Origin of the sequence: Aeromonas diversa CDC 2478-85 (assembly GCF_000819805.1) — a bacterium.
Lineage (GTDB): Bacteria > Pseudomonadota > Gammaproteobacteria > Enterobacterales > Aeromonadaceae > Aeromonas > Aeromonas diversa.
Map to the genome: position 1 here is coordinate 1,548 of NZ_CDCE01000032.1, position 980 is coordinate 2,527.

A 980-nucleotide genomic window follows, 5' to 3' on the forward strand; every position below is an offset into this window, starting at 1 on the left:
GCGCGGGAAGCGGGACTCCTCGTCACCCTCCTTGTTGTCACCGTAAGAGGGAACCAGGGTGCCGAAGTAGTTGGCGATCATGCCGTCGTAGGCGGCGGTGTGCTCGAAGGCTTTGATCGCCAGATCGAAGCGGGTGGCAAGGCGCAGGCTGTTGCCGTTGCCGTCCATCTCGCGGATCACGCGGTCATAGTCGGCCGCCTTGACCACGATGGCAACGTCCTTGTGGTTCTTGGCGGCGGAGCGGACCATGGTCGGGCCGCCGATGTCGATGTTCTCGACGGCGTCTTCCAGGGTGCAACCGGGCTTGGCGACGGTGGCGGCGAAGGGATAGAGGTTGACCACCACCATGTCGATGGGGGAGATGTGGTGCTGAGCCATGATGGCGTCATCCCGGTCGCGACGGCCGAGGATGCCACCGTGAACCTTGGGGTGCAGAGTCTTGACGCGGCCGTCCATCATCTCGGGGAAACCGGTGTAGTCGGAGACTTCGGTGACCGGCAGACCGGCCTCGGCCAGCAGCTTGGCGGTGCCACCGGTGGAGAGCAGATCGACACCACGCTCGCTCAGGGCGCGGGCGAACTCAAGGATTCCGGTCTTGTCCGAGACACTCAGCAGGGCACGGCGGATGGGCCTGGCTTGTTCCATTACTCTATCGTCCTCAAGGTGATGGGGACCCGGCACGCGCACGCACAGCAAGAGTCCCCGTGACTGTGATGGGGGGATTTCTCAAAGGCGACTGGGGCAGTCGACTTTAGGAAATACCCGCTTGAGGGTGAGGCTGCGTTGTCGGCGCGCATTTTACACAAAAATGTGAGCGGCGGGGGATTTTTTACATAGGCAAAGCCTTGCGTGGCGCGGCGGTAAACGTTTGTCGTTGATTTTGAAGAAAACGATTGCCTATTGCCCTTTGTTCGGTGATTTGTCGGCCGGGTTGGGGAAGGCGGGCGCCGGGTGTAGAGTGGGACCATCACAGAGGAGAG

1 pseudogene is annotated in these 980 nt (G+C 61.7%); it reads right to left on the reverse strand.

Annotated elements, in window-relative coordinates:
* Positions 1 to 645: pseudogene (gene purH / locus BN1121_RS13445) on the reverse strand (bifunctional phosphoribosylaminoimidazolecarboxamide formyltransferase/IMP cyclohydrolase); the annotation flags it as partial.
* Between the last annotated feature and the right edge of the window lie 335 nt (positions 646 to 980).